Raw genomic sequence first — 24,914 nt, 5'->3', positions numbered from 1 at the left:
GGCAAGGAGTGACCGCGGGGATGGACCACGAGCTCAACGCCAAGACGCGCGCCTGGTTGGTCGAGCGGGGCGTGCGGATTGACGACATTGCCGACCTGGTGTACGACCTGCAGAAACCGTTCCTTCCCGACCTGCCGCGGGAGGAATGCGCGCGGAGCGTCGAGCGCGTCCTGGAAAAACGGGAGGCACAGAACGCCATTTTAACCGGCATTCAACTGGACCTCTTGGCCGAGCAGGGCGCCCTCGAGGAGCCCCTGCAATCGATCATCGCCAATGACGCCGGCCTGTACGGCATTGATGAGGCGCTGGCCCTGGCCATCCTGCACCTCTATGGCAGCATCAGCCTCACCAGCTTCGGCTACCTGGACAAAACGAAACCGGGCATCATCGGCGTCCTGAACCGCCACAAGGGCGGGCGTGTGCACACGTTCCTCGACGACCTGGTGGCCGCCGTGGCCGCCGCCGCCTCCAGCCGCATTGCCCATCGCCTGCTGGGCCCCATCGCCGCAGCGCGGCCAAAGGAACCGCGCTAGCGCCGACGTTTACGCGCGCACGAAGACCCACACGTCGCCACGCCGCTCCCGGCGAAGACGTCCCTGTTCCTCGAGGTAGACGAGATGGGCCAGCGTTTCGGCCATGGCGAAGCGCATGTCGTGGACGCTGAGCGCTTCCCCGAACACCTTGACGCATACGTCGAAGGCCGTCGTCCCGTCCGGTCCAATGTGGCGCTCCATCGCCTCGAGCCGCTTGTCGTGGTGCGCGCGCAGGGCGGCAACGCGTCCGCCCAGATCGGCAAAGGGCTCGCCGTGACCCGGCAGCACCTCCCGGACGTGGAGGCGGGCCACCCGTTCCAGCGAGGCGAGGAACGACTGGAGCGGGTTGGGGTCGCACCCCGGCCAGAGGCTGACGTTCGGCGTGATGCGGGGGAGCACCAGATCGCCGGCCACCAGCATGCCATCCTCGGGGTCGTAGAGGCAGACGTGCCCATCGGCATGGCCCGGCGTCACGAGCACGCGGAAGTTGCGGTCGCCCAGCGGGATCGCGTTGCCCTCGGCCATCGGCGTCACCACCGGGTGGGGTTCCACCCACTCCCGCAGCTGGTCAAGGTGCGGCGCCATCTGCGCGGCCCAAGTCTCCGTCATCCCGTGGGTGCGGAAGAAGTCGGCCAGCGCCGCCCCCTGCTTGTAGGCGGGGTCCCAGAACCGCCGGGCCACATCGCGCCCCTCGACGGTCAAGTACACCGGCGCCCCCGACGCCTGCTGCATCCACCCGGCCATCCCGTAATGGTCGGGATGGTAGTGGGTGAGGACAATGCGCCGGACATCGCGCACGTCCCGACCCAAGGTCCGAAACGCCTCGCGCCACGCCGTTTTCGTCGGGTCGTCGTGGAGCCCCGGGTCGACAACCGTCAGGCCGTCACGCCCTTCCCACACGTAGCTGTTCACCCAGCGCAGCGGAAAGGGCAACGGCAGGCGCACGAGCCACAACCCCTCAGCAAGTTTCCGTACGGCTGTTTGAGCCTGCACGTCCGGTTTTCCCGACACGTTCCCACCACTCCTTCACGTTTGCTGCGACGTAGGTCGGCGCCACGGGGAGCGCCTGCACGTCCTCGGGACGGGTCACCCCGGTCAGCACGAGCAGGGTGTCCGTCCCGGCTCGCGCGCCGGCCGGAATGTCCGTCTGTCCGTTGTCGCCCACCATCAGCGCCTCCTGCGGCGGGACGCCCAGCCGTTTGAGCGCATAGTGGACAAAGGCCGGTTCTGGCTTGCCAAAGACGCGCGGCTGGACGCCGGTCGTCGTGACCAGGGCGGCGAGCAGAGCCCCGTTGCCGGGCAAGAGGCCCTGCTCGGACGGAAGGGCACGGTCCGGATTTGTCGCGTAAAACCGCGCCCCCCGCTGGATGGCGAGAGCCGCTTTGGCCAGTTTCTCGTAGGTCAGCCGGCGATCGATGCCCACCACCACCACGTCGGGCCGCTCGTCGTCAAACCGGCATCCCGCCGAGCGAAGCGCCGCCAAAAGCCCTTCCTCGCCGATGGCGTACACCGACGCGCCGGGCATCTCCTCGCGAAGGGCCGCCGCGGTGACGAGGCTGGACGTCACCACCTGCTCGGGATCCGCGGGCACGCCCATGGCGCGCAGCTTGGTGGCAACCTGTTCCGGTGTCATCGACGAATTGTTCGTGAGGAAGGCGATGTGCGCCCCTCGCTCCGTCATCTCGCGAAGCGCCATCACCGCCTCGGGAATCGGCTTGTTTCCCCGGTACACGGTGCCGTCCAGATCAAACAAGTAGGCGCGATAGGGCTTCATTCTCATCCCCCTCGCTCCCAAGATAACACAAATGGAGACAAAACACGAATGTCCCGCCCGGAAACACGAAAAAAGCCCCACCTGCGGAAGGCGAGGCCCTTCTTACGCGCGTTCCTGAATGACGTACACGCAGTGCTGTCCCCCTTGGGCGATGCACTGCACCTGTTTCACGTCCGCCGCCAAGAGCGCACGAAACAGCCGCAATTCGCACTGGCACACCTGCAAAAACTCCTGCGCCACCCGAACGATGGGGCAATTGCGCTCGGTGAGCACGAACCGCCGGTCCCCCTCGGCGTTCCAGTCGGCCATATACCCTTTTTCGTTTTGCAACGCGGCCAAGGTGGCCACCCGCTCGCGCAGGGTTTTGCCCGCCATATGCGGCTGATACCGCTCCCGCAGCCGCTCTTCACGGCGCGCAAGCAGCTCCTCCATCTTTTCCGTTCCGTCTTCGGCCACGAGGTCCTTGAGCAATTCGAGGGCAAAGTCGGCGTAGTGCTTCGGGAAGAGGGCATCGGCCTTCTCCGTCAACCCGAACAGGTGGGCCGGTCGCCCCATCGTTTGGCGGACCCGCGTGGTGCGAACCAGACGATCGCGCTCGAGGGTGCTCAAATGCCGGCGCACGGCCATCTCCGAAATGCCCAGCTTTTCGGCGATGTCGCCCGCCGACAGCGGACCGTGCGTCTTGAGCAGGTACAGGATTTCCTCGCGCGTGGAACCCGGCTTACGCCCGAGCATCGTCTCACCCACTTTCGCTGCTTCTTTATTGTACCGCATTTTCGCCGTAAAGGAAATTTCCCAACGGAAATGTTTTAAAACGCCCCGAGTTCGCGGTGGACATAGGCCCTGACGTGGGCAGGAAACCGCTTCAACGCCTCAAAATGGGTCCGGACAAAGGCGTGCAGCCGGTCGCGCCGCGGAGGAGCGGCCATGTCCGTCACCAGCGCCTTGCGCCAGCTCACCAGCTCGCGATACGCCGCGGCATCCTCCGCCGGAACGACCTCCTCGCCTTCCAAAATGTCGACGATGTCGGCGTAGCTCCCCGGGTCGCGCATGAGGAAACCGTCGATCAACGTGTTGCCGGCATCGGCCACGCACTCGAGGCAGACGTGAATCCCGCGTTCCAATGCCAGCGCAAGCAGCGGGTCCTCGCAAAAGGCTTCCGCATCCCGCTCGCGCAGCCGATCCAACGCCGCCAGCGCCTCTTCCATCCGCGCCAGCACCGCCCGCAGCTTGTCCGTGTTCAGCTCATACATCGCCGACCGCCTCCTAATCCCGGCGCTTGCGCCTTTTGGCCTGCGCCCACACGATGCCAAAGGTGGCCACCAAAATCAGCAGCAGCAGGGCTTGCATCAGGTACATCATGGCCCGTTGCCTCCCGTAACGCCTCGTTTTTCCGGTATACACAGGGCCGTCCTTCCCCATCCTAACACAAGGCTGGAAAGGAGGAATGCCCATGGCGCGCCGCAAAAGCGAACGCTACCGTGACGTAAAGGCCGCCGTTTCCCAATTTCAAAACCTTGTGCCGGAGGAATTTCCCGAAGGCCCCTACGGCTCGCCGATTGAGTACGAAACCCTGGGCAAAAGCACGCCGTGGGAAGAAGGCCAACACCGCACGTCGGCGTTCACCTACGAGGTGCGCGAGTTTCACGCCGGAATTCCCCGTCAGTATGCCGGCGCCCATCCCACGCACGACGAAAGCGCCGACGACTAACGGCCGGCGCCCGGTCGTTCCGCGGATTTCCCTCTCGTCCCGTTCGCATGGGAAGGCGATGCGGCGTGCGGGCGAGGGGGTTTTCCGTTTCCACGCCCGCGCACCTTGCGCAACACGAAGTACGCGCAACCGAAATTGCAATATTCCTGCAAGTACTCGTCAAGGGTGCTGATTTTGCTATCGGCGGGGACCTTCTTGCGGGAATCGTCGTAAAACCCGCGCAGGCGCAGCTGCCCAAAGCCCCAATCGCCGACGATGTAATCATACTTGTCCAGAATCTCGCTGTACCGGCTTTGGAAGGCTTCCGGGTCCCACCCGTTGCGAAACTCTTTGACCAGTTCATACTGGTTGCCGTTGACGACGATCACCGCCTCTCCTCCTTCCCCGACCGGCGTTTGCTTCTCATTGTAACACAGGCGTTTGCCCGGCGGCATTCCCGCTTTCCGGCATCGGATCAAGGGATTCCCGCCCGCGCTGGGGCACCAGACGGGACAAGCTAAGCATAGGAGGTGACACCATGCCCGTGGCCAAACCCCTTGTCGCATCGGCGCTGGCCCTCTTTCTCCTTACCGTGGGCTGCGCCCCCAATGGCCAGCAACAAGGCATGACGAACACGCGAGACGTCGGGCCGAACGGCGATCGCGTCGGCACCTATGGCTCCATGTACAAAAACGGCATGACCGGCGACGGCTTCCGCACGTACGCCGGTTCGGACGGCGTCGGCTACGCCTCGCTTTCGCAGGCCACCCTTCGCCAATTCGGCGCCGGCGGCGGCACGCGCGTTTACGTGGACCGCAACGTGCTGGCCCAGGCGGCGGCCGAGGTGGCCGTGTCGGTGCCGGGCGTTCGCCACGCCACCGTGGCGGTGACGGACCGGCGCGTCGTGGTCGGCGTCACGCTGAACACCACGCGCCCGGCCGAGGCGCTCAACCAGGTGAAGAGGGGCGTGCAGAGCATCGTGCCGCGTTACTACCGCGTTTCGGTGAGCGCCGACGAGGCCGCCGTCCAGCGCATGGCAAGCCGCATCGACACGGGTAACCGGACGGCACCGGTCCGCAACCTCGATCGGCAGTAAGCCGGCCGATCGCCCCTCTTGCTTTGCCGTGGACAAAAAACGCTGTCGACGCCTCGGCATCGACAGCGCAAAGCCATCGCTGCCCGCGATGGCTTTTCTTATGCGTGGGCTTGGGCCGTTTTGGCCGATTCCGCCTGCTCGTGGGCGTGGTAGGAGCTCCGCACCAGCGGACCCGACTCGACGTGCTTGAACCCGCGCTTGAGGCCTTCTTCCTTCAGTTTGGCAAACTCGTCGGGGTGGTAATAGCGCTCGATCTTCAGGTGTTGCTTGGTCGGCTGGAGATACTGCCCGATGGTCAGGATGTCGACGCCCGCCGCGCGCAGGTCGTCCATCGTCTCGAGGATTTCCTCCCAGGTCTCGCCGACGCCGACCATGATCCCCGACTTGGTGGGAATGTCCGGCTGCATCTCCTTCGCCCGCCGCAGGAGCTCCAGGGAACGGTCGTACGTGGCCTTGGCGCGCACGCGATCCGTCAGGCGACGGACCGTTTCGATGTTGTGGTTCAGGATGTCGGGCCGCGCGTCCATGACGATCTTCAGCGCGTCCCAGTTGCCCTGGAAGTCGGGAATGAGCACCTCAACCGTCGTGAACGGGTTGCGGCGGCGAATGGCGCGGATCGTCTCGGCAAAGATGGAGGCCCCGCCATCCTTGAGGTCGTCGCGCGCCACGGAGGTGACAACGGCGTGACGCAAGCCCATCTGCTCCACCGCCTCCGCCACGCGCTCGGGTTCGGCCAGGTCGAGCTCCGTGGGCAGGCCCGTCTTCACGGCGCAGAAACGGCATGCCCGCGTGCAAATGTCGCCCAAGATCATGAACGTCGCCGTGCGGTTGGACCAGCACTCGTAAATGTTGGGACACCGCGCCTCTTCGCAAACGGTATGGAGCGTCTTGCTCCGCATCATTTTCTTCAGCTCGTGGTAGTTCTCTCCGGTGAGGAGTTTGATTTTGAGCCATTCCGGTTTGCGATCCATGGCCACTGGCTCCACTCCAATCTGTGCGCAAATTGTTCTTTTCCTATTATAAACTTCGGCGTTCCAAAACACCACCAGCCGGCATGACCCCCAACTGAACTGTTGCCCTCGCGAAACATCTTTTCCCGCATCTCAACGATTTTATCCAAGCAAAAAAAGATTTCCCCTTGCAAAAACATTGCTCTAGACCCACAACGTTTTTGTTTGTTAGGATTTTGCTAAGCCATGCACACCGCGCGGGAAGGGGGTAGGCGCATGGACCGCCGCGGCGGGACCCACAACCGCGCCGAAACCGGCATGTGGCTCAGCCTGGCCGTCTACGCAGCGATGGCGCTTGGCAAGCTGGCCGTTGGGTTTGCCGCCCACTCCACCGCCCTGCAGGCGGACGGCTGGAACAACGCGACCGACCTGCTGGCGCTGGCCGCCGTTTTGGTCGGGCTCAAGTACGCCCGCAAGCCCCCCGATGCCGATCATCCCTACGGCCACTGGCGGGCGGAAACGATTGCCGCTTTTGTCGTCGCCCTCCTCATGATCGGGGTGGGCCTTGACGTGCTGTCCCAAGCGGCCGTCTCGCTCCTCGCCGGCCACGCCCGCACGCCCGACGGGCTCGCGGCATGGGCCGCGCTGGCCTCCGCCGCCGTCGCCTTCCTCCTCTACCGTCGAAACCGCCAGCTGGCCGCTCAGACCGCCAACGAGGCGGTGCGCGCCGCGGCGATGGACAACCGCTCCGATGCCCTCATCAGCCTTGGAACGGCCGGCGGCGTCCTCGGCGCCCAGCTGGGCCTCACCTGGCTCGACCCCCTTTTGGCCGCCGCCATCGGCGTCGCGATCCTGAAAACGGCGATCGACATCGGTCGAAAAGCGGTTCACGCCCTCTCCGACGGCGTCGACGCGGCGCTGCTCGCCCGCCTGTCCCGCGAAGCGAGCGAAACGCCTGGTGTGGAGCGGGTCAAGTCGATCCGGGCGCGCATCCACGGCCGCAACCGGCTCTGGGTCGACCTCACCATCTGCGTGCGACCCGACCTCAGCGTCGTCGACAGCCACCGCATCACGGAAGACGTGGAACGGCGCCTGCAAGCGGCGCACCCGGTCGCGCACGTCCACGTTCACGTGGAACCGCACGAGATGCAAGCGGACCCGACCCTTTCCAGAAACCCACGGTCATAAGTTCCCCCGCCGGTTGCAAACTAACGGCGAGAAACACCGGTGTGGGGGAATGGTCATGCGCTGTGCCATCCTGTCCAACCTGCTCCTCGCGCTGACCCTCACCTTTGCCGCGACGATCGGTGTCTCGGGTGATCCGACCGTGGCGGCAGCACGCGAAGCGGCGAATGACCTCCGCGAACGCCAGGCGCTGTTTCAGCGCATGGAAGCCGTGACGGGCGTGCCATGGGAGTACCTCGCCGCCGCCGATCAATGGGAGCGAAGCGTCCAGGCGGTGCGGCGCGACCTGCCCAAACGGGACGGGCTCGTCGCCCTGTACATTCCGCCACACGTGTGGGCCGGGCCGCTCAACCCCAATCCGTCCGACACCGATCCGCGCACGGTGGCCTTCTTTGGGGGCATGGGCCGGGACGCCAACGGCGACGGCCGCGCCGACCCGAACGACCCCGAGGATGTCGCCTACGCCTTTGCCCGCTATCTGGCCAGCTACGGCCTGAGCGACGACGACATGCGCATCGCCCTGTGGGAGCATTACGGCAGCGACCGCACCGTGCGGCGCATCGAGCAGTTCGTCCGCATCATCCGCGCCTTTGGCACGCTTGACTTGGACGAGAAGGCTTTTCCCATTCCGCGCGGCCACCATTACACCTATACCTCAACGTGGGGCAGCGCCCGCGGGTGGGGCGGCGCCCGCATCCACGAGGGAACGGACATCTACGCCGCCTACGGCACGCCGGTGGTCAGCACATGCTACGGCATCGTCGAAGTGATGGGCTGGAATCCCTACGGGGGCTGGCGCATCGGCATCCGCGACCTGAACAACACCTACCATTACTTCGCCCACCTCAGCGCCTTCCAAAAGGGATTGCGCGTCGGCGACATCGTCAAGCCGGGGCAACGGATCGGCTACGTGGGCAGCTCGGGCTACGGCAAGCCCGGCACCTCGGGAAAGTTCCCTCCGCACCTGCACTTCGGCCTGTACAAGGACAACGGGCGAACGGAATGGTCCTTCGACCCGTATCCCCACCTGAAGCGGTGGGAGCGGGAAAGCCGCGCCAAAGGAAAGGGCCGCCGGTGAACGGCGGCGCTTTTGCGTGCGGCCCATTCCTGCGCTCTAAACGCGATCCCTTGCCCAGCCGCGCACCGTTCCCTACCGCTTCGGCGGCGTGATGACGGCAGGCGGCGGCACCGCGCTTCCCTTTTCGCCGGTAAAGCCCTGGTAGTAGACGTCGGGCACCTGGCCGACGAGGACGGCCTGGGTGATCGGCACCCGGGTGGACACCGTCGTCGGCGCCGTGGAAAAGGGGATGACGATGCGCACCGTGGCCTGCACGTCCAGGTAGACGCGCACGAGCACGATGTTGATGCCGGCCTGCTGCATCTCGACCCCCATGTCGGCCTTGGCCGCCCCGATGGGGATCAGCTTGATGTGGATGTCCGGACCCAGATGGGTGAGGATCTCGCTGTTCAGGGCCCGGCCGAGGGGGATGGCTTCAACGCGCTCCTCGTTCTCCAGCTCCTTCTCCAGCCGTTTCAAGGACTCGAGCACGCGGCGCGCCGCTTCGGCCTGGATGCGCACGTACTCGGTGTAGTTAAAGAGGACGGCCTGGATCCGGCCGTCCCGGTCCTTTTCAATCTCCACCAGCTTGCGAAAATGGGTGCTGTTGGCAATCTTCTTGGACAGCGCGTCGTTGATCGCCTGGGTGGCAATCTGCTGCACGCGCGCCTCGGCGATGGCGTGCAAAGTCGGCGCCAGGTTGTGTTCGATCAAAAACAGCATCTGAAACAAGCCAAGACCCAGCACCACGAGGAACACGAACAGCTTCACGCGCGGCGACAGCCGAACCGAAAAGCGCCGGCGCCGCCCAAACCGAGCCCCCATCGCCATCCCCCCGCTACCATGGGTATGCGGCGGCGACGGGAGAAAGACGCGCCGATGGGGCCAACCGGTCGAGCGTAGGCGCGCCCGACCCGCCGGAGCGCTACGCGCGCCGCTTGGCGTACTTGATCACGGACGGGTGGATGGCGCGCACCTGCTCATACAGGGATTCCATGGCCATGCGAATGTCCCACTGCGCCTCCGGCGACGTGCGCAGGTTGATGAGATGGTAGAGTTCCCACAGGCTCATCGAGGCGTACACTTGCCGGTGATGGGCCCCGGTGACGGCATAGGGCGCCAGCGCGGGATCCACGGCCTCCAGGTCGAAAAAGAGCGCCTCGGCGGCGGCAATGGCCTCGGCAAAGGGCGCCTCCAGCCCGGCGGCGCGCACGCGCGGCGGCACGGTGTAGCCGTTGCGCACCGTCGGCGGCTGGTACGTGAAATTGGTCTTCCGGTTGTGGCGCAACAGCTGGTGCCAGTTGGCTTCCGACACCTGTAAGGCCACCTCGTAGTACACATGGGCAAAGGGATCAACGGGGTTGTCAAAAAAGCGCAGGCGCACGAGGGCCTCCTCGATGAGGCGGTTCCGCTCGGCAAGGGGCATGCGCCGGCTGGCTTCTTCGGCCTGCTCGCGGGACATCCGCCCCGTCGACAGGAGCAAATGGGCCACCAGGCGCCGCGTGGCCGTCTCCTCGTCCGGAGCCGAGACCAAGCGCGCATAGGGCTCCCGTTCCGCCGTGCGGTAGGGTTCCGCCTGCACGCGCGAAGCGTAGGCGTTTAGCGCCTCCCGCGTGCCGATGAGGTAGTCGTTGGGACGCACGTGGCGGAGCAGCGTCGGCAGCACGCGGGCCACTTCCGCCTCCAGGGCGCGGGCCAGGTCCCGGCACTCGCGATAGGGCAGCGACAACAGGCGCACGATCGTGTCGCGCAGGCTGCGCCCGTTGCCCGTGAGCCCGAGGTTCGTGTGCACGGCCAGGGTCAGGACATACCGCGCGTCCTCAAAGGCCATCTTTTCCAGGCGCATCCGGTAGGCCTTCTCGCTCTCGCCGTCTCGGCGCGGCTCGGTCGCGCGCAGATGATTGAGGAGACCCGCGAGCAGCCGCTCGTAGGCGTCGAAGGTTTGGTCTTGCACGGCGAGGTAGCGCGCCTTCAGCTCCGGGTAGGCGTCCAGCTCGGGCGGGATGTAGACGTCGCCTCGCCTCGGCCGCTGGTAGCGCTGGCTGTACTCCGTAAAGCTGTTGAAACTGGTCGCCAGCTCCAGTTCGGCCGAGGCCAGCCGACTGATCTTCTCCACGCCAACATGGGCCACGGCGTGCTCGGCCACGCTGCTGTGGCCGTACCCGACCACCCACTTTTCGTGGAATTGCCGGGCCTTCTCCTGGGCCAGCGCGTGGCGCGCCGTCGGCGGAACGTCCTCGGTGGCGGAAGCGAGGGCCAGCTCCTCGTCGGCGAGCAGCTTTTTCAGGTTCTCGCGGAACGAGAGGGGACTGCGGCTGACATAGGCGAAAATGACGGCGATCACTTCTTCCGGAAGGTTAAAGATGACGTACACGTTGCGATCGAGATTGGAGACATAGCGCAAGAGGTACGCGTCCTCGCACGTCGCCAACGGAAGTCCCTCCTTTTTCGGGCGGGCAAATGTTCCTTACCGCGCCTGGCACGAAACGATGCGCCGATCGGGATGCTTGGACAAATCCACCTCGTACACTTCCGCCTCCGGCAGGTCGCGGCCGCTTGGGTCGCGCAGCACGCGCACCACCGGACGATCGGCGGAACGGGTATTCGTGTCGACAACCACACCCTCTTCGCCGGTGTTCAGGCGCACCGTCACCCCGATCGGGTACAGGACAATGTGATCGCGCAAGCAGCGCACCACGTTGGCCGGAAGCTTGGCGCCCGCCTCGCCCTCCAAAAGCTCCAGCGCCTCGTGGGGCAGCATCGCCCGCCGGTACACGCGGTGGGCCGTCAGCGCCTCAAACACGTCGGCCACCATCAGCACCTTGGCGTAGCGGTGAATCTCGTCCTCCTTCAGGCCGCGCGGGTATCCCGATCCGTCAAGCCGCTCGTGGTGCTGAAAGGCGCAGTGGGCAACGGGGAGGGAAATCCCCTCGCCTTTTCTGAGCAGCTCAAAGCCCAAGACGGGATGCTGTTTGACGACAGCAAACTCCTCGTCGGTCAGCCGGCCCGGCTTGTCCAGAATCTCTCGCGGAATGAGCAGCTTGCCAATGTCGTGAAGCAGCGCGCCCAAGGCGATCTCCCGCACGTCCCGCTCCGGAAAGCCCAGGGCCAACGCCAGCACCAAGGTGTAGACGGCCACGTGCAGCGAATGCAAAAAGAGCGGCGTGTCCTGCGCATAGAGATCCGACAGGAGAAAGACGGCCCGGCTGCTTTGCCGCACTTCCGTCAGAAGGGTGTCCACCACGTCGGAGACCTGTGTCGCAATTTTTCCCGCGCGCAGCGCGCGGTGAAATTGTTGGCGGTCATCCAAGAGGAGCTCGGCAACGCGACGCAATTCGCTGAGGGCGTACCGCACCGTTTCGTCGTTGAGGTGGCCCCTTGCCTCCACATCGGCGGTGCGCGGGTCGCGCACGTAGACGCGGCCAATGCCGCGCGCTTTGAGCCGCGCGATGAGATCGTCGGTAAGCTCCACGCCGGCCGCAAGCAGCACCGCGCCGCGCTCGTTGTAAACGGGCCGCGCCAACACCGCGCCCGGCCGAATCTCGTCCAAGAAGACCAGCCGCATCGCGGGCACTCCTTCTGTCGTTTCACCGGCAGTCGACACCAGACGTCACGTCAATTATAGACAAACTTCTTCCACCAGACACGGGCAGAAATTCCCACGCCCCGGGAGCAAACTCGCCGCAAGCGCAAACACGAAAACCCCCTCGGCTCCGTTGGACCGAGGGAGTTTGTCTGCTTCTGACAGAAGGTCCTCACCCTTGTCGTTCGGCTGCCAGCAGCCGTTCGATGGCCTCCCGACCGGTCATGCCCGCGGTGATCCCGCGCGCGGCCGCGGCCTGCGTCACCGATTCCAGCGGCGCGGATAGCAGCTCGTCGATGGTCCGGACGCCCACGGCCCGCCCGGCCACGATTTGCCGGCTCGCCAGCCGTTCGTCAAGGAGCCGCACATCCAGTGCGCCGCACATGATGTAGCCGTCGCCGGCCGTCACGACGAGCAGCCTCGTTTTCGGCAAGTGCACTTCCACCGCCATCGCCACGCCATTGGCCATCGGAATCGGATACAGGTGAACCACATCCCGCCCTCCTTTGCGGCGGCTTGCTGCCAACTCGGCTCCCTACCACCCTATGCCGCCGCCGGGCGCAACGTGCCCCCTCAGTGCAGGCGCGTCGCCTGCCGCGTCTGCCCGGTTCCGGCCTCGCGGGCCATCTTCTGCTGAATGCGCTCAAAGAGGTACAGCGCCAGCATGTCGCGCATCTCCTCGTCGCTCATCTCGCATACGATGCGCAGCAGGTCTTCGCGGTTGTGTTCCCGCAAGAGGGAGACGAGAATGACCATCGTATCCTCTTCGCTGGCCGCCATCTGTTCCCGGTAAAACGCGTACAGGTCTTCCAAAAAGCGCATGGCGCTCCCTCCGAAACGAATGCGTCAGGCCCGCAACGCCTCACGTCGTCCGGCACACCGCAACCCAGCGGGGGCGGTGACAACCGGTCACGGCTTCGGGCCAGTGCAGGGCTTCTCGCAGCACATCGCGCAAAAACTCGGGCAAACAGTAGCGCACATCGCGTCCGTGGCGAAAGAGCGGGAAATGCGGCCCAAAGGTAAACATGTCCAACGTGGCCACGCGGTATTCGCGGCGCGGATCGAGGGGCCCCTCGTCCCCGATGATGCGCACGATGCGCGCCCCCTCCGGCGCGGTCGGGTCGTATTCCACGGTCAGCCCGTCGACACACATCCACCCGTGCACCTGGCCGCGAAAGCCAAACCCGCGGATCGGCGCGCGGATCCGCTCATCCCGCAGGCTGTCTTCCAGGATGGCCCGGAGCGCCTCGCCGGTCAGGGTGAGCCGGCACGGGTTGATGGGGTGCGGGCAGGCATCGAGCAGCTGCCGCCGCGTAACGGGACCGGCCTCCAGCGGAGCGAGCAGGGCACCGGCGTTGACCAGGGCCACGTCGGCCTGCACCCAGCGGCGAAGCCCGGCGGCCAGCAGGTTGGCCAGCGGCGATTCCCGTTCCCAGGAAACCGGAAGCGGCTGGGAAAGCGCGGCCACCGGTTCAGAAAGCACCGCCTCCGCCTCGCGCTGGCGGCGGGCGATCACCTCCGCCACCGCCGCATCCGGCGCCTCGTCGGCCACGGGAAGGCAGCGCGCCTCGCGCGCCACCACGCGGCGCGCATCCCGGTCGTAAACCAGCGTCACATGTCCGACCTGCTCCCCGCCACGGCCGCACTGCACAATCAGGGTATCGCCTACCGCATGCCCGCGGGGAAGCACATGGTGGGTATGGGCGCCGACGATCAGATCCACGCCGGGCAGCGACCGGGCCAGTTCCTCATCCCGGCCCAAGCCCAGGTGCGACAGGACCACCACCACGTCGGCGCGCTCCCGCCACACGCGAACCTGCTCGGCCAGCGCGTCTTCGGGTTCTTCCACGCGCCATCCGAGCAGGTTGTAAAACGTGTGGTACGGCGCCGTCACGCCCAAAAAGGCCACGCGAACGCCGCTTGCTTCCCGAAGGACCACCGGTTTGGCCCACGGCGGACGCGCCCCGGTTTGCGCATCGCGCAGATTGGCCAGCGCCACGTCAAACCGGGCACCTGCGTACAACCGTTCAAACCACGCGTGGGGCAAGGTGAGCCCCTCGTTGTTGCCGACGGTGACCACATCGTAACCCGCCGCGTTCAGCACGTCGACGTTGGCCCGCCCCCGCGTCCCCTCCGTCACCGGATGCATGCGGTCCACATGGTCGCCACCGTCCAAGACGAACACCGCGTCCCCCTTCGCCGCCAGCTCCTGCCGCAGGCGCCGAATGAGGGCGGCGAGGCGCGGCATCTGCTCGAAGTGACTGTGCACGTCGTTGGTGTGCAGAATGTGAATCCGCACGAATCGGCCCATTCCCGCACCTCCGAGGGATCAAGCTGCGCGAAGGGGGCGCGAACCTTGCCCCATGGTTATGCAAGGCCCTCCCAGAACATGCGGCCCGCAAGCGCCAGGAGCGCCAGGCGAAAGACGAACACCAGCGACGCGTCCGAAAGCCGCAGCGCCAGGCGCGCGCCCGCCTTGGCCCCGAACCAGGCGCCGGGGGCCAAGATCAGCACATCGTGCCAATGGACATGGCCATAGGCGGTGTGCACCGCCGTGCCGATTGCGGACGACAGGAGGATCACCAGCAGCGAGGTGGCCGTGGCCACATGGGGCGGGAAGGCGAAGGCCAAGATCATGACCGGGACCATCAACGCGCCTCCGCCGATGCCAAACAGCCCGGAAAGGAACCCCACGGCAAAGGCGACCGGCAGGGCCACCCGACGCCGGTAGCCGTAGGTCACCTCGCCCTCCGGCGTCTTCAGCGTGCGCACCACCGTCCAGCGTCCCGGTCGCGGCCGGATCCGGTCGCGCACGGCCAGCAGGAAAAAGAGGCTCACCAGAAGCAAGCCAAAAAGGAGAAAAAAGCGTTGGCCGTCGAGGAAACGGTTGGCCCACACCCCCACCGCCGCGCCCGGTCCGCTGGCCAGAAAAAAGAAGAGCGCACTGGACACGTCCACCTTCCCGTGCCGCAGATAGGCCAAGGTGGACGAAAGACCCGTGGCGGCCACCACCGCCAGCGACGTGCCGACCGCCTCCTGCGGTGTGAACACCTCGCCCCACAGCCCCGAAAGCGACAGCAGCGCCGGAACGAGAACGACGCCGCCGCCAAGGCCGAGCAGGCTGCCCAGCACGCCCGCGACCACACCCAGGATCAGAAGCAGCACAAGCGCCATTGTCCCCTCTCCCATGCGCATGCGGCGATCGTAAGCGGCATCGTTGCAAGCCGTCAACTCTTTTTCTCCATTCTACCAACCCCCCCACCCGAGCATCCACCCCTTGAATAGGCACCCGCCCAGCCGCCGACGCATACAATGCGACGACCGTACCCTTCACAAATCCCGGACATGTGGGAACACCCCATAGTATCCAGGGGGGTGCATGGGCGTGCATCCGATCTGGCACCCGCTTTTCGCCCTCCACCACCGCATCGACGCCCTCATCCGCCGCTGCGAACGGCTAGAAGCCCAGTTCAATACGGCGGTGCGTCTCCGCCTGCTGCAGCGGCAAGTTGCGTTGCTCAAAGCGGAGCTGGAGGCGCTCAAAGCGGCCCCCCGTCAAATCGTGATCGAAAAGCTGGAGAACACCGTGGGCACCCTCACCGTGAACACGCTGAACGGCATCCTCAACGTGGGCGTCGCCCACAACGCGACGCTCCCCGTCGATGAACAACTGGTGGTTGGCGGAAAACCGCTTGCCGACCTGGTGAATCCGGAAGCGGAAGCCTTGCCGTCTCCCCATCCGCCAACCGACACCCCGTCGGCCTGGGATTCCCCTGCCGCCACCTCGTCGAACGGAGGGAAACGGGATGCGCAAAACGAGACGACACCCGAGGGAGGAAAACGTTAGCACGCTGACCATCGCGGTGGGCGCCCTTGCCGTTCACCAAATCCGCGAAGCGGGTTCCCTGAACATCGGGCATACCCGGAACGTGCGGCTCCTTCCGGCCATCAAGCGTGAACCGGCCACCCCGGCCCAGCCAAAGACCCATCCGGAAGACGCCCGGAGGGAACGGCCATGAACGGTCCGTATGCTTTACCCTCTCCCTATGCCTTTCCGTACACGCCCGGGGCATACCCGGCGGCGCTCCCGCCGGACATCCACGCGATTTTTCACATGATTCGGCATCTGGAACAGCGCCTCGATGACGCGGAACGGCGCATCGCCGAGCTGGAACGGCAACTCTCCGCCCTTCGCGAGCTTGACGCCCATCCCCAGCGCAAGTAAGGCTGCCGCCCGCTGCGCGGGAGGCAGCCCTTTTTCTCGTTTTCCTCGTCTGGTTCTTCCGCAATTTCCAGGATCGTTATGCGATTTCGGGATTGGTGCTCAGGTCAGGGCTGAGAATCTCGTTCGAAATGTCATCAACGGACGGTGCCACCACGGGCGTGTTGACGGAATCAAAATCGCCGTTGGTCACGCTGCCTCCCGCTTTGCGGGTGTTTTCGCTGTCAAAGCCGATGAGCGTCTGTTTTCCGATGTTGACCGAAGCGTTGTCGCTCATGCTGTTGACTTTGAACGCCCCGAGAAAGACAAACGCCGCCATGTCCCATGCCCCCCGCGAAAAGGTGTCACGCCCTTTATCGTATGCGCGGCGCCGCGAAGGGCCCCGCGCCGAAACCAAAACCGCCGCGGGTGTTGCGGCATAGCCTATAGCGGAGGGGTGATGCGCATGAAGGGCCTCCAAGCATCCCTGCACCACCTGCAAACCCTCACGCAAAAGCTGAGCCAACTCGGCAGCAGCCAGGGCCCCTGGGGCCATCTCAAACACCTGCAAAACCTGCTGGACGACGATTTCTGGTCGCATATCCAGGGCCTTCAGCGGCTGGCGACGGCCTTGCCCGCCTCCGCACCGAACGACGAGGGCCCAGACGTGGAGACCGGTCCGCAGATCGACATTTACCAGACCCACAGCAAGGTCATCGTCAGCTGCGCCATTCCCGGTGCGGAACGCGCGAGCCTCCGCGCGTCCCTCACCGACGGGCGGGTGCTCACCCTCGAAGGCGTGGTGAAAGAGAACGCCTTCGTGCAGAACAAGGGCTTCGTTGTGCAGCAAGAGCGCTTTTTCGGCAAGTTCATCCGCAAGATCCAGCTGCCGGCGCCCGTCAAGGCGGAAGGCGTCGTCAGCGCCTACCGCGACGGCATTCTGGACCTGCACTTTCCCAAAGCCGAACCCACAAGCGGCAAAACCGTCCGCATTTCGCTGTAAGCGGCGGAAGCGCTCTTCGCCCGTCCTCGACCGGCTTGCGGTGCCCATTCCTCACATGACGCATGACTTACGCGGAAACCGTTCGGTTTACAGGGCGCTTACAGCGTCCAGTACGTAACCGTGTCCAACAAACCGATCAGCACAAACACCGCCCCCACCGCACGCGTCAGGCCGTGCCCAAACCGCCGCAACGCGCGGACGAGGGAGCGCGAAGCGCCCGTGCCATACAACAGGCCGAACACGACGAGCAGCGGAACCGCCGTTCCGAGGGCAAAGAGGGGCGGCAACAGCAGGCCGGAAGCGCTGGAAAACATGAGCGGGATGAGGAGCCCAAAAAAGAGCAGGAACATCGTCGGGCAAAAGCCGAGGGAAAAGGCGACGCCCAGCAGAAAGGCCCGTCCGCGCGGCGCAAGCAGGAGGGCCAGGCGCGTGCCCCACGCTTCCAGCCGGCCGCCGATCCCCTTCCTCCAGCGCAGCCAGCCGAGCATCACCAAGCCGGTGAGCACCAACAGCGGTCCCAGCGCTTTGCGCGACCAAGAAAAGAGCGGGATCAGCTGGTTGCCCCATTCCTTCCCCAACAGGTACGCCGCAACCCCCAAAACGGTGTAGACGGCCATTCGCCCCACGAGATACCACGCCAGTTCGCTCGCCGAAAACCGCTCGCCTGCTGCACGCTCGGAAAAATAGGCCAAGGCGCCCACATGGGCCGTCAGCTGGCACGGCGCAAAGGCCCCCACCATGCCCAACACCAACGCGGAAAGCTCAGGAACCGTGGTCGCCTGGGACAATTGCAGAAACGGCTCCGACAACGCGCGACTGATCGCGCTCAACCACTCGTACCACACGGATCCCTTCCCCTTTCCGGTTCTCCTCTTCGCGCGCACCGGCCGACGTCCGGCAGCGCGGACTGGATGTGTCCCGCTCGCCTCACGCCGGGCGGAGGGGCAGCCGCACGATGAACGTCGCCCCTTTTCCGCACTCGCTTTCTGCACCCACCCGACCGCCGTGCAGCTCGACGATGCGCTTGACGATGGCCAGCCCGAGGCCGGCGCCGCCGTGGGTCCGCGAACGCGATTTCTCCACGCGGTACAGCCGCTCCCAAATGCGCGGCAACTCTTCCGGCGGAATGCCCTCCCCCGTGTCGCGCACCTCGACCACCGCTTCGCCCGCTTCGCGAAACAGCCGCACCGTCACCCGTCCCCCCGCCGGGGTGTGCCGGCGCGCGTTGTCCAGCAGGTTGATCCACACTTGCTCCAAGCGCGCCGCATCGCCGTCCACCCACAGCGGCTCGCCGGCCGCCTCCACCGTAAGCGCAATGCCCTTGTCCTGAAAGGCCGGCGCCATGCGCGCCACCACCGCTTCCACCGTTTGCCCGAGGTTGACCGGCTCCCGGTGCAGTTGAAAGGACGGCTCCTCCATCCGCACCAGCGCGAACAGGTCCTGCAAGAGGCGGGTCAGCCGGCTCGCTTCCCGGTGGATCGTCTCCGCCATCGCCCGGCGCTGGGCCTCGTCCCCATAGCCCTTCTTGAGCGCCTCGCTGTACCCTTGAATGTAGGTCAGCGGCGTGCGCAACTCGTGGGACACGTCGGCCAAAAAGGCCGACTGCTGCGCGCGGTACGCCTGCAGGCTGTCGGCCATCCGGTTGATGGACGCGGCCAAGCAGGCGATTTCGTCGCTCCCGCGCACGTCGACGCGCTGGGAATAATCCCCTTCGGCGATGGCGGACGTCACGGCGGTCATTTCCCGAAGCGGTTCGGTCAGCCGCTTGGACAACACGGCCGTCAGCGCCAGGGAAAGCACGGTCATAAAGGCGAACGCGACACAGCTGGCCCACTTGAAAGCCGCAAGGTCGCGCCGGAGGGGTTCCGTCGGCTCAAACAGCACCACAGTGGCCACCCATTCGCCATGTCGAAACACGGGCGACCATGTGACGATGTACGGCTCTGTTCGCCAATTCCGCGTCACAACAACCCCTTCCCGGTGCACGGCGGCGCGCGCGTCCACCTTCAGGTACCGAACCTGTTCGGGGGCCAGCGGGTCCGACTGGGCCAGCACCGTTCCCGTCCGATCCACCACCGCGGCGATCAAACCGGTTTGCCGTTCCATCTCGGCCACATGGTGCAGCGCCTCCTCCCCCCACCGGCGGCCGAGCACCTCGGCGTGGCCGTGGCCGCGGTGGAGCAAATCCTCCGCCACCTGGGCCGCCAGCGAACGGCTGAAGCTCACATACAGCACCGCCACCAGCAGCAAATAGAGCAGGCTGAGCAGCGCAAACAGCAAGAGTCCCAGCTTGGTGGCCAACTTGAGGCGCATCATGCTCGATCGCCACCGGGCCGCGCGGTTTGGGGGGCAAAGCGGTACCCCACACCGCGCACGGTTTCAATCAGGTCGCGCATGCAACCGGCTTCCTCCAGTTTCGCCCGCAGCGCTTTGACGTGGGTGTCCACCGTGCGCACGTCCCCCTCGTAATCCCATCCCCACACCCGTTCAATGAGCTGCTCGCGATCGAAAACCTGGCCCGGATGGCGCGCGAGCAGCGCAAGAAGGTCAAACTCCTTCGGGGTCAAGGCCAGGCGTCGCCCGTGGCAAGAGGCTTCTCTTGCGCGCAAATCGACGACCAAAGGACCGGCCCTAAGCCGGTCACCAGCTTTTTTGGCGCGGCGCAGCACGGCGCGAATGCGGGCCATCAGCTCCTCCTCGGCAAACGGTTTCACCAGGTAGTCGTCCGCTCCCGCATCGAGGCCGGCCACCCGGTCGCGGACGTCGTCGCGAGCGGTGAGCATGATGATCGGCACATCGCTTTCCTCGCGCAGCATGCGGCACACCTGCCAACCGTCAAGGCCCGGCAACATGATGTCGAGAAGGATAAGATCCGGCTGCTCCGCACGAGCGCGCGCCAGCGCCGCATGGCCGTCTTCCGCCTCGGAAACGGCAAACCCGTTTTGTTCGAGAAACAGCCGAAGCAGCGCGCGCATGGGCGCTTCATCGTCCACCACCAAAATGCGCATGAAAACCTCCCCTCACGCTCGGCACGCCTCGGTCAACGCGTCACCGGACCGCGCCACCGCGCCATGCCGCCCTCCAGATTGGCCACGCGCGCATAGCCCTTTTCCACCAAAAACTGCGCGCTTGCTTCGCCCATCGGTCCGGTGTGGCATACGAAGACGATCCGCTTTTTGGAGTCCAGCTCCCGATAGCGTGCCTGAAACGTATAAAACGGAATGTTGATTGCGCCAGGAATGTGCCCGTTCCGATACAGCTCCGGTTCGCGCAGGTCGACAATGACCATCTCGCTTTTCCCCAGTTCATTTTCCAGCGCTTCCGGGGAAAGAGACTCCCATGCCGTCGACGAACGAGAACCGGTTTGCTGCGCCACAACGACAACCATTCCCATGACGACAACCAGCAGCAGGCCCAACAAGGCGATCCACACGATTCGGGTGGGCATCGTTCTCGACCCGCTTCCTTCTAGATATACCCATACGTGTACAGCACAAACATCACGCTACCGAGCGTAAGAAATGTCGCGGCCCACAACACCATCACATGCGTCCTCGGCACCACGTGCCGACGCTTCCATGTCAGGTAGTGGGCAACGGCCAACGTACCAACACTGATGCCCACAAACCACCACTGGTATTTTGCGAAGAACGCCATCGTCGAAAAGAGCGCGCCGCTCAGACCGAGCGGAACCACCAAGACCGGCAGGATTCAGGCCAGGCAGGCCAAGCCGGATGTCAGCACGGCGGAGAATCGCGCCAGGCGATCCTTCAACGGCACCACAAGCCGATCCTCCTTTCCGCCACAAACTCACGCATTTCCGGCTCACGCGACCCCATCAATCATGAGACGAGATGCGGTGGTTGTGGTCAGAGCGGTTCCCATGCCCCGTATGACGACCGTGGAACAACAGGTGGGCCAACGGACAAAGCAAGGCCATCCCGAACAGGGCGAAATCCCATTTTCCCATCGCGCCGATGGCCAGTATGCCAACCAAGGCGGCCGCCAAAATCCACGCCTTCCCCGTTTTCCTCATTCCGGTTCCCTCCCCGTTGGCTTGTATTCGCTTCTCCCTGCGCCCCGTTCCTGCGCTCCGCTTCTCCGCGGATTGACGTTTTCATCCAGCAGGCGGCGATGGCCGTTTTTCGTCGAAGAGGAGAAGACCAGGGAGAGCATTCCTCTCCCTGGTCGTCCCGATTCCGCACACAAAGACATTACTCGGGTTTGTCGTTCGGATCCGGCTTCACCTTCGACTGATACCCGTCGTAGCGCACCTGCGTCACCATGCCCGCCGCGGCGTGGTGCAACACGTGGCAGTGGAACATCCAGTGGCCGGGGTTGTCGGCGCGGAAGGCGACCACGTATTCTTCACCAGGCTTGACGTTCAGCGTGTCCTTGATCACCGGGGCGCCGGTCAGCGGCTTGCCGTTTTTGCTCAGCACCTGGTAGAAGTGGCCGTGCAGGTGCATCGGGTGCTCGTCCATCGGGGACCGGTTGATGAGGCGCACCTTGACCAGATCGCCTTTCTTGACGCGGATGGGCGGCGTGTCGGGGAACGTTTTGCCGTTGATCGTGAAGACCATCCCCGTTTTGCCCATCGCCGTGCCCAGTTCCATCGTGTATTCGACGTCGTACTTCTGATCCAGCGTGAAGGGGCCTTTCTCCGCTTTCCCGTAGTTGAGCAAATCGACCCCCGGCAGCTTGGCTGTTTCGTTGGGCCGGTCCGTTTGCTTCGATGCGCCCTCGTATTGGATCGCCACCTTCATGCCCGGGGCGGCCGCCGTTCCCTCATCGTGGGATTCCAGGTACCAGGTTCCGGGATTGTCCGCCGTGAAGGCGATGTCGACGCGCTCGCCCGGCGCGACGGTCACGAGCTGGTCTTTCATCGGCCGCGGTTCGGCAACGCTCTGGCCGTCGCGCGCCACGACGGTGAAGGCATGGCCGTGAAGGTGCAGGGCGTGCGGCAGGGTGCCGATGTTGATCAGGCGAAGGCGCACGCGCTCCCCTTCCTTCACCTTAAGCGGCGGGATGAGGGAGCCCGATTTGCCGTTGACGGTGAAGATGTCGTACAGCTTCATGTGCTGCCGCATCATGTCGGTCATCGACATCTCCTGCGCGGCACCGCCGCTTCCTCCGTGCATGCCCTGCATGCCTTGCGTCCCCTGTGTTCCGTGCATGCCCTCCATGTTTTGCCCCGCCGTGCCGTCACCCGATCCGTGCATCATGCCGCCCATTGCCCCGTGGTCCATGCCGCCCGCGTTGTCGTCTTTCATCCACTCGTCCAGCATCAGCGTGTAGTCACGATCGTAAGCCGACTGGGGTTCTTCCACCACGATCGCGCCATACAGTCCGCGGTCGACCTGGTTGGCGCTGTCCTGGTGGGAATGGTACATGTACGTCCCGGAAACGGTCGCCTTGAATTCGTACACGAACTCTTCGCCCGGCTTGACGGCGTTTTGCGTCACGCCGGGAACGCCGTCCATCGCGTTGGGCACCGGCAGCCCGTGCCAGTGGATCGTCGTCGGAACCGGGAGCTCGTTTTTGAAGCGCACGCGCACGGTCTCGCCCTGCTTGACGCGGATTTCCGGGCCGGGCACGCTGCCGTTGTATGTCCACACCTCTTTCACGACACCGGGGGCAACTTCTTGCTTCGCTACCTTCGCCACCAGCTGGATTTCGCCGTTTTGGTCGGGACGCAACACGTTCGTCGGCTGGGCCGGCTTGCTCGAGACGGTCGCCGCCGGCGCCGCGCCGTGGCCGCCAACGTGCTCCGTTGTGCCGCCCTTGTCGGCGCTCGAACAGCCGGCCAGCACCGCCAACGCCAAAACCAGAAGCGCCACCTTCCACTTCCCGTGGAATGCGCGCATGGTCTCTCCCTCCTCAAGGAAATGGTGAACGTTCGCCTCTCTTGTGCCGGTTCACCGGAAACGGGGCGAAACCGCCCCTTTCGAAGCGGAACCCGCTTTTGCCGTCTATCGTAAAGGGGCTGTGTGAGAAACGCGTGAAGAAAATGTGGCGGAACGGTGTCCGGAAAAAAGGGACTACCCGTCGGCCCGGCGCCATACACATGGATACCCCATCGCCTGAAACGGAGGTGCCAACATGCCTGACCTGGTGTGGACCACGCTGCTGCTCGTCACCCTCATCAGCCTAGGCGTGACGGTCTGCTGCCGGCGGTGGCGCCGGAAGTTGTCCATGGAGTCGGCCCGCATGGCCGCCATGACCCTGGGTATGGCGGGAGGCCTTACCGTCGGCGCCGGCACAGCTGCGCTCACCGGCGACCTCTTCTCCGCTTTATGGATTGGGGGCGGCTTTGCCATGCTCCTTGGCGCGCTTTCCGCCCTGGCCTCCTCACCCATGGCCACACTGGAAGGGATCCTGTCCGGCCTCATGGGCGGCATGATGGGAGCCATGACCCATGACATGCTGCCGCCCGAGCGAGCCGATACCTTCCTGAAGCTGGCGTTCACCCTTTTCGCGTGCGTCACCGTTTTGCTCTTGGCCTTGTTGGCCGAAGAAGCCCGCCCCCGTCTCGTCTCGCTGTTCCGCCGGCCGTTTCTGGTTTCCGGTTTGCTGCTCTTGTTGCTCCTGGCCTATGTACGTCAGGGTTCGCCCCTTTCCCTGGCCAGAGACGACCGCCCGCGTCCGCTTCGGTTGGAGGTTGTCGCCGTCGATTTCGCCTATCAGCCGAAGACGCTCTCCGTGCCGGCCGGCCAACCGGTCACCCTGTCCCTCGTGAACCGGGGCGCGGCGGAGCACGACCTTCACCTGGAAGGCTTCCGCGCGCAAGCCCACGGCGACGGACCGCCCCGCGTGCATGCGCAACACGGCGCGGGACGTTCCGCCTGGCACCTGCACGCCAAACCGGGAGAGACGGCCACGATGACGTTCATCCCGCTGGAGCGCGGCACGTACACCTTTGCGTGCACGCTGCCCGGCCACGCCGAACAGGGCATGACCGGAACGCTCATGGTGCGGTGAGCAGGCGCAAAAACGCCCGCGGCGTCGACCGCGGGCCTTTTCACGTTCCGTCCGCCACCCCCGCCTTCCTTCGCCCTTTTCCCAGCCGGACGGCCAGTGCCGCGAGGGCGAGAACGAGGATCACTGCGCTCGTCCACTGCGCCGCCGTCCAATCAAACAGGTACCGTGGCGAATCGCCGCGCAAAAACTCCAAGAAAAACCGGCCCACCGAGTACAGGATGGCGTACGCCAAAAAGATGAACCCTTTCGGCCACGGGCGGTTTTTCAGCATGAGCAGCAAGCCGAACACGATCATGTCCCATTGCCCTTCCCACACTTCCGCCGGCCAGAGCGGCTGCGAGCCGTACGCGGCATAGGCGGCGGTTCCCGGCGGATAGACAAGGCCAAAACCGGAACCCGTCGGCGAACCGTAGGCGTCGCCGTTCAACAAGCAGGCGATGCGGCCAATGCCTTGACCAAACACCAGCGCCGGAGCCACCACATCGCTCAGTTCCCAAAAATCGAGCTTATGCCGACGTGCGTACCACAAGGCAGCCGCCCACCCGCCAACCAGCGCCCCTTGGATAGACACCCCGCCTTCCCAAATCGCCAGCACCTCGCCGGGATGGCGCGAATAGTAGTCCCACTGAAAAAAGAGCACCTCCCACAACCGCGCTCCCAACAGCCCGCCCACCACGGCATAGAGGGCAAGGTTGAGGATGTGCGGCCGATAGGCGGTGCCGCGGCTCATATAGCTGGCAACGCCCACCGCCAAGACAATCGCCAGTGCAACCACGAGGCCGTACGATCGAACCGGAAAATCTCCGATTGTCAACAGAATCGCTTTCATTGAAACCCTACCCTCCTGCTTGACGCCCTGAT

The 24,914-nt window shown here is 65.0% G+C and carries 29 protein-coding genes and 1 pseudogene; 9 read left to right on the top strand and 21 right to left on the bottom strand.

The window, feature by feature from the left end:
- Positions 1-20: 20 nt before the first annotated feature.
- Positions 21-533 (top strand): phosphatidylglycerophosphatase A family protein, encoded by a 513-nt coding sequence (locus tag IEX61_RS04260; RefSeq protein ID WP_054671688.1) that lies wholly within the window; start codon positions 21-23, stop codon positions 531-533.
- A 9-nt stretch (positions 534-542) separates the two neighbouring features.
- Here the strand turns inward: IEX61_RS04260 and IEX61_RS04255 are convergent, their stop codons facing one another.
- The 4 genes from IEX61_RS04255 to IEX61_RS04240 form a co-directional block, all read right to left on the bottom strand.
- Positions 543-1,478 (bottom strand): MBL fold metallo-hydrolase, encoded by a 936-nt coding sequence (locus tag IEX61_RS04255; protein ID WP_188816881.1) that lies wholly within the window; start codon positions 1,476-1,478, stop codon positions 543-545.
- A 13-nt stretch (positions 1,479-1,491) separates the two neighbouring features.
- The gene (locus IEX61_RS04250) at positions 1,492-2,307 is read right to left on the bottom strand and encodes a TIGR01457 family HAD-type hydrolase (protein WP_083463013.1); all 816 of its coding nucleotides are present in this window, start codon (positions 2,305-2,307) and stop codon (positions 1,492-1,494) included.
- A 102-nt stretch (positions 2,308-2,409) separates the two neighbouring features.
- On the bottom strand, positions 2,410-3,081 hold the full coding sequence (locus tag IEX61_RS04245; protein WP_229725683.1) for a helix-turn-helix transcriptional regulator: 672 nt from the start codon (positions 3,079-3,081) through the stop codon (positions 2,410-2,412).
- 35 nt (positions 3,082-3,116) lie between these two features.
- Complete coding sequence (locus IEX61_RS04240; RefSeq protein WP_054671700.1) at positions 3,117-3,560, bottom strand: DUF86 domain-containing protein; 444 nt, start codon at positions 3,558-3,560, stop codon at positions 3,117-3,119.
- A gap of 200 nt (positions 3,561-3,760) precedes the next feature.
- Between IEX61_RS04240 and IEX61_RS04235 the strand changes: the two genes are divergently transcribed.
- Positions 3,761-4,018 (top strand): hypothetical protein, encoded by a 258-nt coding sequence (locus IEX61_RS04235; protein ID WP_054671703.1) that lies wholly within the window; start codon positions 3,761-3,763, stop codon positions 4,016-4,018.
- A 98-nt stretch (positions 4,019-4,116) separates the two neighbouring features.
- Here the strand turns inward: IEX61_RS04235 and IEX61_RS12390 are convergent.
- Positions 4,117-4,452 (bottom strand): annotated as a pseudogene (locus IEX61_RS12390) (YutD family protein); the annotation flags it as partial.
- An 83-nt stretch (positions 4,453-4,535) separates the two neighbouring features.
- On the opposite strand from IEX61_RS12390, the gene IEX61_RS04225 reads away from it, so the two are divergent.
- Positions 4,536-5,093, top strand: a complete 558-nt coding sequence (locus tag IEX61_RS04225; protein WP_188816879.1) for a YhcN/YlaJ family sporulation lipoprotein — start codon at positions 4,536-4,538, stop codon at positions 5,091-5,093.
- A gap of 98 nt (positions 5,094-5,191) precedes the next feature.
- Here the strand turns inward: IEX61_RS04225 and lipA are convergent, their stop codons facing one another.
- Complete coding sequence (gene lipA / locus IEX61_RS04220; RefSeq protein WP_188816878.1) at positions 5,192-6,064, bottom strand: lipoyl synthase; 873 nt, start codon at positions 6,062-6,064, stop codon at positions 5,192-5,194.
- A gap of 255 nt (positions 6,065-6,319) precedes the next feature.
- On the opposite strand from lipA, the gene IEX61_RS04215 reads away from it, so the two are divergent.
- Together IEX61_RS04215 and IEX61_RS04210 are read left to right on the top strand one after the other, a co-directional pair.
- Positions 6,320-7,231, top strand: coding sequence for a cation diffusion facilitator family transporter (locus IEX61_RS04215; protein WP_188816877.1), 912 nt, complete (start codon positions 6,320-6,322; stop codon positions 7,229-7,231).
- Between the two features lie 55 nt (positions 7,232-7,286).
- Positions 7,287-8,306, top strand: a complete 1,020-nt coding sequence (locus IEX61_RS04210; RefSeq protein ID WP_188816876.1) for a M23 family metallopeptidase — start codon at positions 7,287-7,289, stop codon at positions 8,304-8,306.
- A 72-nt stretch (positions 8,307-8,378) separates the two neighbouring features.
- Here IEX61_RS04210 and yunB read toward each other — a convergent pair whose 3' ends face one another.
- From yunB to IEX61_RS04175, 7 genes are all read right to left on the bottom strand, one after another.
- Entirely contained in the window at positions 8,379-9,110 is a 732-nt protein-coding gene (gene yunB / locus IEX61_RS04205; protein WP_188816875.1) for a sporulation protein YunB, read from the bottom strand.
- Positions 9,111-9,210: 100 nt separating this feature from the next.
- Positions 9,211-10,716: an FAD-dependent thymidylate synthase gene (locus IEX61_RS04200; protein WP_188816874.1), complete on the bottom strand. Its 1,506-nt coding sequence runs from the start codon at positions 10,714-10,716 to the stop codon at positions 9,211-9,213.
- Between the two features lie 36 nt (positions 10,717-10,752).
- The gene (locus IEX61_RS04195; RefSeq protein WP_054672413.1) at positions 10,753-11,850 is read right to left on the bottom strand and encodes an HD-GYP domain-containing protein; all 1,098 of its coding nucleotides are present in this window, start codon (positions 11,848-11,850) and stop codon (positions 10,753-10,755) included.
- Between the two features lie 190 nt (positions 11,851-12,040).
- Positions 12,041-12,337 (bottom strand): YunC family protein, encoded by a 297-nt coding sequence (locus tag IEX61_RS04190; protein WP_157057821.1) that lies wholly within the window; start codon positions 12,335-12,337, stop codon positions 12,041-12,043.
- Positions 12,338-12,441: 104 nt separating this feature from the next.
- A complete protein-coding gene (locus IEX61_RS04185) occupies positions 12,442-12,690 on the bottom strand; it encodes a DUF6154 family protein (protein ID WP_054672406.1) in 249 nt (82 codons plus the stop codon).
- A 40-nt stretch (positions 12,691-12,730) separates the two neighbouring features.
- On the bottom strand, positions 12,731-14,179 hold the full coding sequence (locus IEX61_RS04180) for a bifunctional metallophosphatase/5'-nucleotidase (RefSeq protein WP_188816873.1): 1,449 nt from the start codon (positions 14,177-14,179) through the stop codon (positions 12,731-12,733).
- A gap of 56 nt (positions 14,180-14,235) precedes the next feature.
- Positions 14,236-15,042 (bottom strand): sulfite exporter TauE/SafE family protein, encoded by an 807-nt coding sequence (locus IEX61_RS04175; protein ID WP_054670236.1) that lies wholly within the window; start codon positions 15,040-15,042, stop codon positions 14,236-14,238.
- Positions 15,043-15,253: 211 nt separating this feature from the next.
- Here IEX61_RS04175 and gerPC point away from each other — a divergent pair, with 211 nt between their 5' ends.
- Positions 15,254-15,715 carry a spore germination protein GerPC gene (gene gerPC, locus IEX61_RS04170; protein WP_172673477.1) on the top strand — a complete coding sequence of 154 codons (462 nt, stop codon included), beginning with the start codon at positions 15,254-15,256 and terminating at the stop codon, positions 15,713-15,715.
- Between the two features lie 168 nt (positions 15,716-15,883).
- Positions 15,884-16,093 (top strand): restriction endonuclease subunit S domain-containing protein, encoded by a 210-nt coding sequence (locus IEX61_RS04165; RefSeq protein ID WP_054670229.1) that lies wholly within the window; start codon positions 15,884-15,886, stop codon positions 16,091-16,093.
- Between the two features lie 76 nt (positions 16,094-16,169).
- On the opposite strand, the gene IEX61_RS04160 is transcribed toward IEX61_RS04165, so the two are convergent.
- Positions 16,170-16,409: a hypothetical protein gene (locus IEX61_RS04160; RefSeq protein ID WP_054670227.1), complete on the bottom strand. Its 240-nt coding sequence runs from the start codon at positions 16,407-16,409 to the stop codon at positions 16,170-16,172.
- Positions 16,410-16,535: 126 nt separating this feature from the next.
- On the opposite strand from IEX61_RS04160, the gene IEX61_RS04155 reads away from it, so the two are divergent.
- The gene (locus tag IEX61_RS04155; RefSeq protein WP_054670223.1) at positions 16,536-17,072 is read left to right on the top strand and encodes an Hsp20/alpha crystallin family protein; all 537 of its coding nucleotides are present in this window, start codon (positions 16,536-16,538) and stop codon (positions 17,070-17,072) included.
- Positions 17,073-17,170: 98 nt separating this feature from the next.
- Here the strand turns inward: IEX61_RS04155 and IEX61_RS04150 are convergent, their stop codons facing one another.
- From IEX61_RS04150 to IEX61_RS04125, 6 genes are all read right to left on the bottom strand, one after another.
- Positions 17,171-17,917, bottom strand: a complete 747-nt coding sequence (locus IEX61_RS04150; RefSeq protein WP_188816872.1) for an urease accessory protein UreH domain-containing protein — start codon at positions 17,915-17,917, stop codon at positions 17,171-17,173.
- A gap of 82 nt (positions 17,918-17,999) precedes the next feature.
- A complete protein-coding gene (locus tag IEX61_RS04145; protein WP_054670217.1) occupies positions 18,000-19,388 on the bottom strand; it encodes a HAMP domain-containing sensor histidine kinase in 1,389 nt (462 codons plus the stop codon).
- Complete coding sequence (locus IEX61_RS04140) at positions 19,385-20,080, bottom strand: response regulator (RefSeq protein WP_054670213.1); 696 nt, start codon at positions 20,078-20,080, stop codon at positions 19,385-19,387. The genes IEX61_RS04145 and IEX61_RS04140 overlap by 4 nt, the downstream gene beginning before the upstream one ends.
- Positions 20,081-20,112: 32 nt before the next feature.
- Complete coding sequence (locus IEX61_RS04135; protein WP_054670209.1) at positions 20,113-20,520, bottom strand: rhodanese-like domain-containing protein; 408 nt, start codon at positions 20,518-20,520, stop codon at positions 20,113-20,115.
- Between the two features lie 390 nt (positions 20,521-20,910).
- Positions 20,911-21,108, bottom strand: coding sequence for a DUF2933 domain-containing protein (locus IEX61_RS04130; RefSeq protein WP_054670205.1), 198 nt, complete (start codon positions 21,106-21,108; stop codon positions 20,911-20,913).
- Positions 21,109-21,286: 178 nt separating this feature from the next.
- Positions 21,287-22,939, bottom strand: coding sequence for a multicopper oxidase family protein (locus IEX61_RS04125; protein WP_188816871.1), 1,653 nt, complete (start codon positions 22,937-22,939; stop codon positions 21,287-21,289).
- Positions 22,940-23,174: 235 nt separating this feature from the next.
- On the opposite strand from IEX61_RS04125, the gene IEX61_RS04120 reads away from it, so the two are divergent.
- Positions 23,175-24,053, top strand: coding sequence for a plastocyanin/azurin family copper-binding protein (locus tag IEX61_RS04120; protein ID WP_054669010.1), 879 nt, complete (start codon positions 23,175-23,177; stop codon positions 24,051-24,053).
- 40 nt (positions 24,054-24,093) lie between these two features.
- Here IEX61_RS04120 and lgt read toward each other — a convergent pair whose 3' ends face one another.
- On the bottom strand, positions 24,094-24,882 hold the full coding sequence (gene lgt / locus IEX61_RS04115) for a prolipoprotein diacylglyceryl transferase (RefSeq protein ID WP_054669008.1): 789 nt from the start codon (positions 24,880-24,882) through the stop codon (positions 24,094-24,096).
- Positions 24,883-24,914 lie beyond the last annotated feature (32 nt).

It is taken from the genome of Calditerricola satsumensis (assembly GCF_014646935.1).
In the GTDB taxonomy this organism is placed as follows: domain Bacteria; phylum Bacillota; class Bacilli; order Calditerricolales; family Calditerricolaceae; genus Calditerricola; species Calditerricola satsumensis.
Note: the sequence above shows the minus strand (reverse complement) of the source record. Positions and strands in the feature narration are given on the sequence as shown.

Excerpts from the sequence above, each read along its gene's own strand:
- IEX61_RS04130 (WP_054670205.1), bottom strand. The coding sequence starts at position 21,108 with ATGAGGAAAACGGGGAAGGCGTGGATTTTGGCGGCCGCCTTGGTTGGC.
- IEX61_RS04250 (WP_083463013.1), bottom strand. The coding sequence starts at position 2,307 with ATGAAGCCCTATCGCGCCTACTTGTTTGATCTGGACGGCACCGTGTAC.
- IEX61_RS04225 (WP_188816879.1), top strand. The coding sequence starts at position 4,536 with ATGCCCGTGGCCAAACCCCTTGTCGCATCGGCGCTGGCCCTCTTTCTC.
- IEX61_RS04155 (WP_054670223.1), top strand. The coding sequence starts at position 16,536 with ATGAAGGGCCTCCAAGCATCCCTGCACCACCTGCAAACCCTCACGCAA.
- IEX61_RS04260 (WP_054671688.1), top strand. The coding sequence starts at position 21 with ATGGACCACGAGCTCAACGCCAAGACGCGCGCCTGGTTGGTCGAGCGG.
- IEX61_RS04210 (WP_188816876.1), top strand. The coding sequence starts at position 7,287 with ATGCGCTGTGCCATCCTGTCCAACCTGCTCCTCGCGCTGACCCTCACC.
- IEX61_RS04120 (WP_054669010.1), top strand. The coding sequence starts at position 23,175 with ATGCCTGACCTGGTGTGGACCACGCTGCTGCTCGTCACCCTCATCAGC.
- IEX61_RS04165 (WP_054670229.1), top strand. The coding sequence starts at position 15,884 with ATGAACGGTCCGTATGCTTTACCCTCTCCCTATGCCTTTCCGTACACG.
- IEX61_RS04185 (WP_054672406.1), bottom strand. The coding sequence starts at position 12,690 with ATGCGCTTTTTGGAAGACCTGTACGCGTTTTACCGGGAACAGATGGCG.
- IEX61_RS04190 (WP_157057821.1), bottom strand. The coding sequence starts at position 12,337 with ATGGCCAATGGCGTGGCGATGGCGGTGGAAGTGCACTTGCCGAAAACG.
- lgt (WP_054669008.1), bottom strand. The coding sequence starts at position 24,882 with ATGAAAGCGATTCTGTTGACAATCGGAGATTTTCCGGTTCGATCGTAC.
- lipA (WP_188816878.1), bottom strand. The coding sequence starts at position 6,064 with ATGGATCGCAAACCGGAATGGCTCAAAATCAAACTCCTCACCGGAGAG.
- IEX61_RS04175 (WP_054670236.1), bottom strand. The coding sequence starts at position 15,042 with ATGGCGCTTGTGCTGCTTCTGATCCTGGGTGTGGTCGCGGGCGTGCTG.
- IEX61_RS04140 (WP_054670213.1), bottom strand. The coding sequence starts at position 20,080 with ATGCGCATTTTGGTGGTGGACGATGAAGCGCCCATGCGCGCGCTGCTT.
- IEX61_RS04235 (WP_054671703.1), top strand. The coding sequence starts at position 3,761 with ATGGCGCGCCGCAAAAGCGAACGCTACCGTGACGTAAAGGCCGCCGTT.
- IEX61_RS04160 (WP_054670227.1), bottom strand. The coding sequence starts at position 16,409 with ATGGCGGCGTTTGTCTTTCTCGGGGCGTTCAAAGTCAACAGCATGAGC.
- IEX61_RS04240 (WP_054671700.1), bottom strand. The coding sequence starts at position 3,560 with ATGTATGAGCTGAACACGGACAAGCTGCGGGCGGTGCTGGCGCGGATG.
- IEX61_RS04245 (WP_229725683.1), bottom strand. The coding sequence starts at position 3,081 with ATGCGGTACAATAAAGAAGCAGCGAAAGTGGGTGAGACGATGCTCGGG.
- IEX61_RS04195 (WP_054672413.1), bottom strand. The coding sequence starts at position 11,850 with ATGCGGCTGGTCTTCTTGGACGAGATTCGGCCGGGCGCGGTGTTGGCG.
- yunB (WP_188816875.1), bottom strand. The coding sequence starts at position 9,110 with ATGGGGGCTCGGTTTGGGCGGCGCCGGCGCTTTTCGGTTCGGCTGTCG.
- IEX61_RS04180 (WP_188816873.1), bottom strand. The coding sequence starts at position 14,179 with ATGGGCCGATTCGTGCGGATTCACATTCTGCACACCAACGACGTGCAC.
- IEX61_RS04125 (WP_188816871.1), bottom strand. The coding sequence starts at position 22,939 with ATGCGCGCATTCCACGGGAAGTGGAAGGTGGCGCTTCTGGTTTTGGCG.
- IEX61_RS04215 (WP_188816877.1), top strand. The coding sequence starts at position 6,320 with ATGGACCGCCGCGGCGGGACCCACAACCGCGCCGAAACCGGCATGTGG.
- IEX61_RS04145 (WP_054670217.1), bottom strand. The coding sequence starts at position 19,388 with ATGATGCGCCTCAAGTTGGCCACCAAGCTGGGACTCTTGCTGTTTGCG.
- IEX61_RS04135 (WP_054670209.1), bottom strand. The coding sequence starts at position 20,520 with ATGCCCACCCGAATCGTGTGGATCGCCTTGTTGGGCCTGCTGCTGGTT.